General features: G+C 63.5%; 11 protein-coding genes. 7 read left to right on the top strand and 4 right to left on the bottom strand.

The window, feature by feature from the left end; all coding sequences use genetic code 11:
- Positions 1 to 93 (top strand): integrase catalytic subunit (locus tag CDQ91_RS21045; RefSeq protein WP_144036679.1); only part of this gene is annotated, 93 nt, incomplete at its 5' end.
- Positions 94 to 196: 103 nt separating this feature from the next.
- On the opposite strand, the gene CDQ91_RS21040 is transcribed toward CDQ91_RS21045, so the two are convergent.
- Positions 197 to 523 (bottom strand): hypothetical protein, encoded by a 327-nt coding sequence (locus CDQ91_RS21040; protein ID WP_144036788.1) that lies wholly within the window; start codon positions 521 to 523, stop codon positions 197 to 199.
- A gap of 208 nt (positions 524 to 731) precedes the next feature.
- On the opposite strand from CDQ91_RS21040, the gene CDQ91_RS15055 reads away from it, so the two are divergent.
- The 6 genes from CDQ91_RS15055 to CDQ91_RS15030 all read left to right on the top strand — a co-directional run bounded on the left by CDQ91_RS15055 (position 732) and on the right by CDQ91_RS15030 (position 6,424).
- Positions 732 to 2,753, top strand: coding sequence for a TonB-dependent siderophore receptor (locus tag CDQ91_RS15055; protein WP_158213690.1), 2,022 nt, complete (start codon positions 732 to 734; stop codon positions 2,751 to 2,753).
- 3 nt (positions 2,754 to 2,756) lie between these two features.
- Positions 2,757 to 3,065, top strand: a complete 309-nt coding sequence (locus CDQ91_RS15050; RefSeq protein ID WP_088473541.1) for a hypothetical protein — start codon at positions 2,757 to 2,759, stop codon at positions 3,063 to 3,065.
- Positions 3,062 to 4,627: a PepSY-associated TM helix domain-containing protein gene (locus tag CDQ91_RS15045; protein ID WP_088473540.1), complete on the top strand. Its 1,566-nt coding sequence runs from the start codon at positions 3,062 to 3,064 to the stop codon at positions 4,625 to 4,627. Before CDQ91_RS15050 ends, CDQ91_RS15045 begins: the two co-directional genes overlap by 4 nt.
- The gene (locus tag CDQ91_RS15040) at positions 4,624 to 4,947 is read left to right on the top strand and encodes a DUF3325 domain-containing protein (RefSeq protein ID WP_088473539.1); all 324 of its coding nucleotides are present in this window, start codon (positions 4,624 to 4,626) and stop codon (positions 4,945 to 4,947) included. Before CDQ91_RS15045 ends, CDQ91_RS15040 begins: the two co-directional genes overlap by 4 nt.
- Positions 4,947 to 5,588 (top strand): nickel uptake transporter family protein, encoded by a 642-nt coding sequence (locus CDQ91_RS15035; RefSeq protein WP_088473538.1) that lies wholly within the window; start codon positions 4,947 to 4,949, stop codon positions 5,586 to 5,588. The genes CDQ91_RS15040 and CDQ91_RS15035 overlap by 1 nt, the downstream gene beginning before the upstream one ends.
- Before the next feature lie 191 nt (positions 5,589 to 5,779).
- A complete protein-coding gene (locus CDQ91_RS15030) occupies positions 5,780 to 6,424 on the top strand; it encodes a GNAT family N-acetyltransferase (protein ID WP_237246000.1) in 645 nt (214 codons plus the stop codon).
- A gap of 210 nt (positions 6,425 to 6,634) precedes the next feature.
- Here the strand turns inward: CDQ91_RS15030 and CDQ91_RS15025 are convergent, their stop codons facing one another.
- From CDQ91_RS15025 to CDQ91_RS15015, 3 genes are all read right to left on the bottom strand, one after another.
- The gene (locus CDQ91_RS15025) at positions 6,635 to 6,925 is read right to left on the bottom strand and encodes a hypothetical protein (protein ID WP_088473537.1); all 291 of its coding nucleotides are present in this window, start codon (positions 6,923 to 6,925) and stop codon (positions 6,635 to 6,637) included.
- A 184-nt stretch (positions 6,926 to 7,109) separates the two neighbouring features.
- Positions 7,110 to 7,409 (bottom strand): CtrA inhibitor SciP, encoded by a 300-nt coding sequence (sciP, locus tag CDQ91_RS15020; protein WP_088473560.1) that lies wholly within the window; start codon positions 7,407 to 7,409, stop codon positions 7,110 to 7,112.
- 2 nt (positions 7,410 to 7,411) lie between these two features.
- Positions 7,412 to 7,795, bottom strand: a complete 384-nt coding sequence (locus CDQ91_RS15015; RefSeq protein WP_088473536.1) for a hypothetical protein — start codon at positions 7,793 to 7,795, stop codon at positions 7,412 to 7,414.
- Between the last annotated feature and the right edge of the window lie 18 nt (positions 7,796 to 7,813).

Here is a 7,813-nt window from a genome sequence, read left to right as displayed (position 1 = left end):
GCGCCGGAGGCCGTTCCCTCGCCAGTGTTGCCCTCCGGTTCCGCTTCGCTCCACCTACGGCCAACACTGGCGAGGGAGGCGTCAATGCACTAACAATCCACCCGGACCACTCGGTGGGGGCCGGTCAGTGTACCCGTCGTACTATCAGAGGCACTGCATTTCGGCGGCCGTCAGCAGACGGCGCTAAATGGCAGTCCTATAGTAGTGCAAAGGGCGACATATATTCGTTATGTTTGTCCTGCACGGGGCGCCATTCGCATTCGATGAGTTCAGGCATGATTCGACGCTCGGAGTTGGCAAGCTGTCGCTCGATCATGATGATGTCGGCCTTCACATGGGTAACTTCGCAATCTTCAGCATCGCGCAATATCGCATTGCGGCGCTGACGCGGCAGTGAGTGCACGCGGATTACGTCATATGGACATTGTCGCCGGTGGGCGTCGCAGATCGTCGTCTGCAACCAAGTCTCGTCGGCAGCGCTCGCCGACCGCTTCAATTGGAAGTTCGCGACCATGAAGCCCATTCGATTGCCCTCCTCTTCGAGTTAACACGGCAATCAAGAATCACTCGCAACATAGTTGCGATTAATTCTCAATATCGTTAGGTGCGACCCGAATCATCGAAAAGGGGTAATGGTGGCGCATCTTGGTCTTGGCCTTCCGGCCGTTGTAATATTGTGTCTTTCCGCCGTTCCGGCAAGCGGTCACGAGGCGGATACGGAAAATGTGCCGATGCGTCGCGACGATATTGTCGTCAGCGGGCACCGCGTCCACGAGGGCGCGATTGCGTCCAAGGCCGATATTCCGGTACTTGAAACATCGCAGGCCATCTCGATCCTGTCCGAACAACTGCTGGAGGATCAGGGCGTACGTCGGCTGGGCGACGCACTGTTCAACGTCGCCGGTGTGTCGCGCAACAACAGCTACGGCTTTTTCGACGGATTCAATATTCGCGGTTTCAACGCCACGTCGGGCGCGACCTATCTAGACGGATTGCTCGACGACACCGGTTATGGGACGTCCGAGATCGCCGCGCTCGAGCGCGTCGAGGTGGTCAAGGGGCCGGCCTCGGGGCTGTTCGGACAGGGGCCGCTATCGGGGATCGTCAACCTCGTCAGCAAGCGGCCGCGTGACGAGGCGTTCCTCGACATGTCGATCGCCGGCGGATCCTATGATCTGTTCGAGATGCAGGTCGACGGCAACGCGCCGCTCGTCGCCGACGGCAGTCTGCTCGCGCGGCTGACCGCGGTCTATCGCAACCAGGATTTCTTCGTCGACTATTCGGGACAGCGACGGATTTTCCTCGCGCCCTCGCTGACCTGGAAACCGGGCCCCGACACGAGCGTCACCTTGCTTGGCCGCTATGTCGACGACAAGATCAACCCTTGGTCGCCAACGACCGCCTATGGCACCGCGCTGCCCAATCCCAACGGGCCGGTTTCAATCAAGCGCTCAATCAACGACGGAAAATATCCGGCGGTGCAGGACAATGATTATTGGAGCGTCGGCTATGTCGCCGACCATAAGTTCAGCGACGCGATCGCGGTCCACCAGTCGCTGCGCTATCAGGATTTCCACAACAGCTGGGACAATTGGCTGTTCATCAGCAGCATCTCACCTGACTTCCGCTCGGTCGGCCGCTTCTATTACGGCCCGTTCGAGGAGAATGGCGAGTATTTCCGCGTCGACACCAACCTCAGCCTGCGGTTCGCGACCGGACCGCTCAGCCATTATGTGCTCGCGGGGCTCGATTATGGCCATCGCGACAGCGACCAGACCAATGTCTTCGATCCGGGCCCCTATTGGCTCGACCTTTATAACCCGGTCTATGGCACGGTCAGCGCGCCCAACCCCGCGGTGCCCGGCACGACCTATGCCAGCGTCACCAAGCAACGCGGTTTCTATCTTCAGGACCATATCAAAGTCGGCGAGCGGTTGACTGTCACCCTCGGCGGGCGCTGGGACCGGGCGTCGAGCGCGATCACCAATAATGGCACCGCCAATCCCGAGGTGGTCGACACCGCCTTCAGTCCGCGGGCCGGCGCGACGCTGATGCTCGGCGAGTCGGTGTCGCTCTATGCCAATTATGCCAAATCCTTCAATCCGCAGGGCAGCTACCGTGCGTCCGACGGATCGACACTGCCGCCCGAACGCGGGGTCAATTATGAGGCCGGGATCAGGGTCGCGCGCGCCGACGGATCGCTGCGCGCGATGGCGACCCTGTTCGAACTGACTCGCACCAATGTCGCGACATCCGATCTGTCACCGACCGCGGCGCCGAACACCTATGTGCTGACCGGCGAACAGCGGACGCGCGGGATCGAGCTGGAGGGCGGTTGGCGCCCGATGCCCGGGGTCGAGCTGACCGCCGCCTATAGCTATCTCGATGCCAAGGTGACGTCTGACTCCCGGCTGCTCGTCGGCGCGCGCCTGTCGAGCGTACCGCGCCACATCGTCAACCTGTGGGGTCGTTACACGATCCAGCAGGGGCCGCTCGCCAATCTCGGCGCGGGGCTGGGGGTGCATCATGAAAGCAACCGGCCGGCGAGCACCGCCTCGGCGACTTCGACGCCCTTCTATCTCAAGGGCTATGCGCTGGTCGATGCAGCGCTCTTTTACCGCTTCGATGACTGGTCGGTGCAGGCGAATATCCGCAACATCTTCAACGAGCGCTATTTCCCGACCGCTTCGCTGACCCGCACGACCCCGGGCGAGCCGCGTACCTTCATGATCAGCCTCGCGCGGCGGTTCTGAGCGATGGCGACCAAGGCATCCCGGCCGAGGGGCGTCAGCCGCTGGAATGTGGCGGCGCGCGCGCTTGCGGCGATCCCCGCCAACTATGTGCTGACGTCGCTCGGCATCGCCTGCCTCGCGCGTCTGCTTCCGATGCGGCCTGAGGAAGCGAGCGTCGCGGCGACGCTCGCTTCCTTCGCGCTGTTCGCGGTGCTGGCACTGGCCGCCTTCGCGGTGCGCTCGGTCGCGCGGCTCTGGCTGGCGATGATCGGGGCAGGGATTCTCCTCGGCGGCGGGCTCTGGATTTCGATTGCGACGGGAGGACGGCTGTGAAGGAGAGCCTCCGTCAATCTATGGCCTGGCTCCACACCTGGACGGGGTTGCTGCTGGGCTGGTTGCTGTTCGCCATGTTCGCGACCGGCACCGCAGCCTATTTTCAGGACGAGATCACCCGCTGGATGCAGCCCGAGGTCGCGGGGCGTCCCGATCCGGTTGTCGCGACCGAGGGGGCGGTGCGCTTCCTCCAGACTACCGCACCCGACGCCAAACGCTGGTTCATCACCCCGCCGAACAGCCGGAGCGCGACGACGCAGGTTTTCTGGCAGCCCGAGGGCGACCGCCCGCGCGGAAGTCGTCGCGACACCAGCGCGACGCTGGACGGGCAGGGGCACCGGATCGAGGCGCGCGAGACGCGCGGCGGAACCTTCCTCTATCGCTTCCACTTCGACCTTCATTATCTGCCGGTGATCTGGGCGCGCTATATGGTCGGCATCGCGGCGATGTTCATGCTCATCGCGATCCTGTCGGGGGTGATCACGCACAAGAAAATCTTCGCCGATTTCTTCATGCTCCGCTTCGGCAAGGGGCAGCGCAGCTGGCTCGACGCGCATAATGTCACCGCGGTGCTGGCCTTGCCCTTTCACTTGATGATCACCTTCACCGGGCTGGTCACGCTCGCGACGCTCTATATGCCGTGGGGAATCGCCGCCAATTATGCGAGCCCCGACAGCTTCTTCGAGGCGGTCTTCGCGCGATCCGACGAGGTCGAACGCAGCGGGAAAGCGGCGCCGCTCGCGCCCGTCGGGGCGATGATGCGGACGGCGTCGGCCGAATGGCATGGCGCGGGGGTCGGCTTTCTGAGCGTTTCCAACCCCGGCGATGCCACCGCGACGGTCTCGCTGACGCGTGCGCCCGAGGATGCGATCGGCTCGCGCGGGCCGGCGCTGACGCTCGACGGCACCACCGGACGGCGGCTCGACGCGAGCGTGTCCAAGGGCGCGGCGCTCGAGACCGAGAGCGTGATGATCGGGCTCCATGCCGGGCGGTTTGCCGAATGGGGGCTGCGCTGGCTCTATTTCCTGTCGGGGGTCGGCGGCACGATCATGGTCGGCAGTGGCCTCGTGCTGTGGACGGTCAAGCGCCGAACGCGGCTTCCCGATCCAGAACGGCCGCATTTCGGCTTTCGTCTGGTGGAGCGGCTGAACGTTGCGGCGATCGCGGGGCTGGGGGCAGGGCTCGCGTCCTATTTCCTTGCCAACCGCCTGTTGCCGCTGCGCATGGAGGCGCGCGCCGACTGGGAAGTCCATAGCCTGTTCATCGCCTGGGTGGCGGTGCTGATCTGGGCACTGGTCCGCCCGGCGCAGCGCGCGTGGATCGAGGCGCTTGCCCTTGCGGCGCTGCTGTTCGCGGCGGTCCCGTTCGTCAACGCGCTGACGACCCCGCGCAACCTGTTCGCGAGCCTTGTTGCGGGTGACTGGCTGTTCGTTGCGTTCGATGCCGTCATGCTGTTGCTGGCGGCGGGCTTTGGCTGGGCGGCGCGCAAGGCGGCGCGTCCGCGGTCGGCGCGCGTCAAGCGGCGGGCGTCGCAGGCGCAAGAAACGGTGGTGGCTGCGTGATAGATTTGTTTGCCACCCTGCTCGCGCTCTGCGGCTTTGCGCTTCTCTCCATATCCATGCCGCGGCACCAAGCGGATATGGCGGGGGGCAAGCTTGCCCCTGCCGCATCGCGCCGCGCGCGCGTCGGCGGCTATGCGCTGCTGTTCGCGGTGCTCGTGCTTGACGGTTTTGCGTTCGGCGCCGCCTATGGCGCCATCGCATGGTTCGGCCATCTCAGCATCGGTGCATGGAGCGTGGTCGCATGGCTTTGCGTCTGCGGGCGCGGCACGAATTCCGCTTCAAAGAAAAAATCGACAACCCCCACCAGAGGAGAAAATTGATGCGCTATGCCTTGCCGTTCATCCTTGCCGCAACCGCCCCCACAGTCCCGGCCGCCGCCCATGAAGTGTGGGTAGAGCGCGATGGCGCGGGCGCCGCGCGGATCTATCTCGGCGAACCGGCCGAGCCTGTCCCCGCCGCCGGCGATCCCGAACTGCACCGGTTGAAGACGCCGCTGGTCTTCCTGTCGGACCCGGCGCAACCGGCCGTGACCACGCGCCGCGCCAATCATCTCGAAGCGGCGCTTGGCAAGGCGGGTGATGTTCGGGTCCGCGACGATAGCGTTTTCGATCCTTGGGAGTCGGATGGCGGCATGACTGGTGCGATCTTCTATGCGCGCGCAGGCCGCAGCGAGAGCATTTCGAAGCTCGATCTGGAGTTCACCCCGGTCCGTGCCGGTGCCGACGAGTTCACCGTTCAGTTTCGCGGGCGTCCTGTCGCGGGCGCGAAGGTAAATATCATTTCGCCCGATCATTGGCAGAAATCGCTCGAGGCAGATGCCGCGGGGCGGGTCGCGGTGCCCGACATGGGGAAGGGGCGCTATATTCTGGCCGTTTCGCACAAGGAAGACGCGGCGGGCATGGTGGCGGGAAAGCCCGTCGGCAAGCTACAGCACATCTCGACCCTGACGTTCGTGCGATAACGCGGGCCCGGTCCGTCCTTACGGAGAGGGGCGGGAGGATTTCCTGTTCCATCGTAGCTCCAATAATGGTTCTTTAGGTCGAATAAACAAACCATATAGGAATATTTCAAAGGCGTCCTTGTCGCGCGATGGGTGAATTGTCAGGCGCGGCCTGGGCGGCTAGCTTGTAGTCCAGAGTGGGAGGCGAGCGGATGATGATGGATGCGCCCGGACGGCCAATCGACAATATCATCGTGTGCAGCGTGCTGAGCGACGGCACCGTGGTGTGCCTGCGCACGATCACCCCCGATGATGAGGATCTGCTGCGCGAAGGAATTGCGAAACTGTCGGCCGAATCGCGCTATTTGCGCTTTTTCTCGCCGGTGGCTCAGTTGCCCGACGATGTGATCGAGCGGCTCGTCGATGTGGATGGGCACGACCATATCGCGTGGGGTGCGATCTGCACCGAATGTCCGGGGCAGCCGGCGATCGGTGCGGTGCATGCGGTGCGTTATCGCCACGGCGGACGCGCGGGCGAATATTCGGTCGCGGTGCTTGATGAATTTCAGGGCAAGGGTTTGGCGCGAATGATGACCGCGGCGCTGCTCGTCCAATGCCTTGCCGAGGGGCTGACGGTGCTCGACGTCCACATATTGTCCGAAAATTACGCCGCGACGAAGCTGGTCAAATCACTGGGGGCGATATGGAGGACCGAGGGGGCGGGGGTCGCCGAATATCTGCTCGACGTGGCGGGAGCCATCGCGGTGCTGCGCGCCGATGAGGGCGCGCGCGGGGTGCAGGATGTGCTGCGGACGCTCGAAGGTGAGATGGGTGCGCCCGCGGTTGGAGCGGGCTAGTCCCTTCCGCCGCTTTGGGTCGCTGGGAGCGGCGGAAGGGAAAGTCCGTAGAGCCGTTTCCGGTCCACGCAGTTCTTTTACCGCAAAATGGTGACTCAATAGTGACCAGGATCACAGATTGCGTCGGTTTGTGAAAAAATGCCGGGTATGACAAAGGGCGCCGGAATCGCATCCGGCGCCCTTCACCCTGCCCTTTAGGGGAGGCAGCCCTTATTTCTTGGCGGCGTCGTTCTTTTGCGTTTCGCCCATGCCGCTTTCGGACGGAGCGATTTCGCCATTGTCGTCCATCGCGTTGGCCTTTTCTTCGCCCTTCTCTTCGACGACGTCAGCCTTGGTTTCCATGGCTTCCTTTGCCGGGCCTTCGGGCATCGCGTCGGCCTGCGCGTCGATGACGTCGGCCTGGGCTTCGGCCTGATCCTCGACCTTGTCGGCCTGCGGGCTCTGGCAGGCGCCGAGCGCGAGGGCGGAGGTGGCGGCGAGGGTGATGAACATCTTGCGCATAATGAGTGACTCCCAATGTTGACTCGGGAGCTTAACGCGGGGGTGAACGAAGGGGTTGCAACAAAAAACACAAGTCATTGTAAATGAATATATATTTTTGGACCATCGGTCCGATCTTGCGGGAGGCGGCCAAAAAAAGAGGGCGCGGGAAGCGCCCTCTTCGTCTCGTGATGCAATGCCGCGATCAGAAGCGCTGCTGGCGCTCGTAGAGATCGCGATAATGCTGGATGCGCGTGACGCGTAGTCCCGGCATGCCGCTGCGATCGATCGATCGCTGCCAGCCGGCGAACTCCTCGAGCGTCAGACTGTAGCGTTCGCACACTTCGTCGACGGTCAGGAGGCCGCCATTGACCGCGGCCACAACCTCCGCCTTGCGGCGGACCACCCAGCGGGTGGTGGTGGGCGGGGGCAGAGAGTCCAAGGTCAGCGGTTCGCCTAGCGGGCCGATAACCTGAGCGGGCCGGATTTTCTGGTTCTCGATCATGCTCATTCCATGTTTTCAACGTCGGGGGATGTCGGGGGGACCGACGCATTCGGCTCTAAAGGCAAGGGACTCAACATCGGCTGAAACCCTCTGGTAAACAGGCTGTTCATAATTTCGGGCAGGGCGTTCGCCTCGTCGGACAGTTCGAAGAAGCGAACGGGTCGCGGTGCGATTTGTTCCCCGATCGAACCGCGTCCGCCCAATATTTCGAGGCGCGCGTTAACGCGCGCCCGATAGGCCTCACGAGTCGCCTGCGCGCGGAGCAAGCGCACCGTCGGCAGCATCGCCTGACGCGCGCTTGCGACGGCCGAGACAATGTCAAAGCCGGGCTTCGACAGGCTGGCCGCACCGGCAAGGCGCGGATGATCGGACGGATTGAGGTTCATGAGACTGGTCTAGGCCGA

This window comes from Sphingopyxis witflariensis (genome assembly GCF_002205635.1).
Classification (GTDB): domain Bacteria; phylum Pseudomonadota; class Alphaproteobacteria; order Sphingomonadales; family Sphingomonadaceae; genus Sphingopyxis; species Sphingopyxis witflariensis.
The sequence above is the reverse complement of the archived record's forward strand: the minus strand, read 5'-3'. Positions and strand labels throughout refer to the sequence as shown.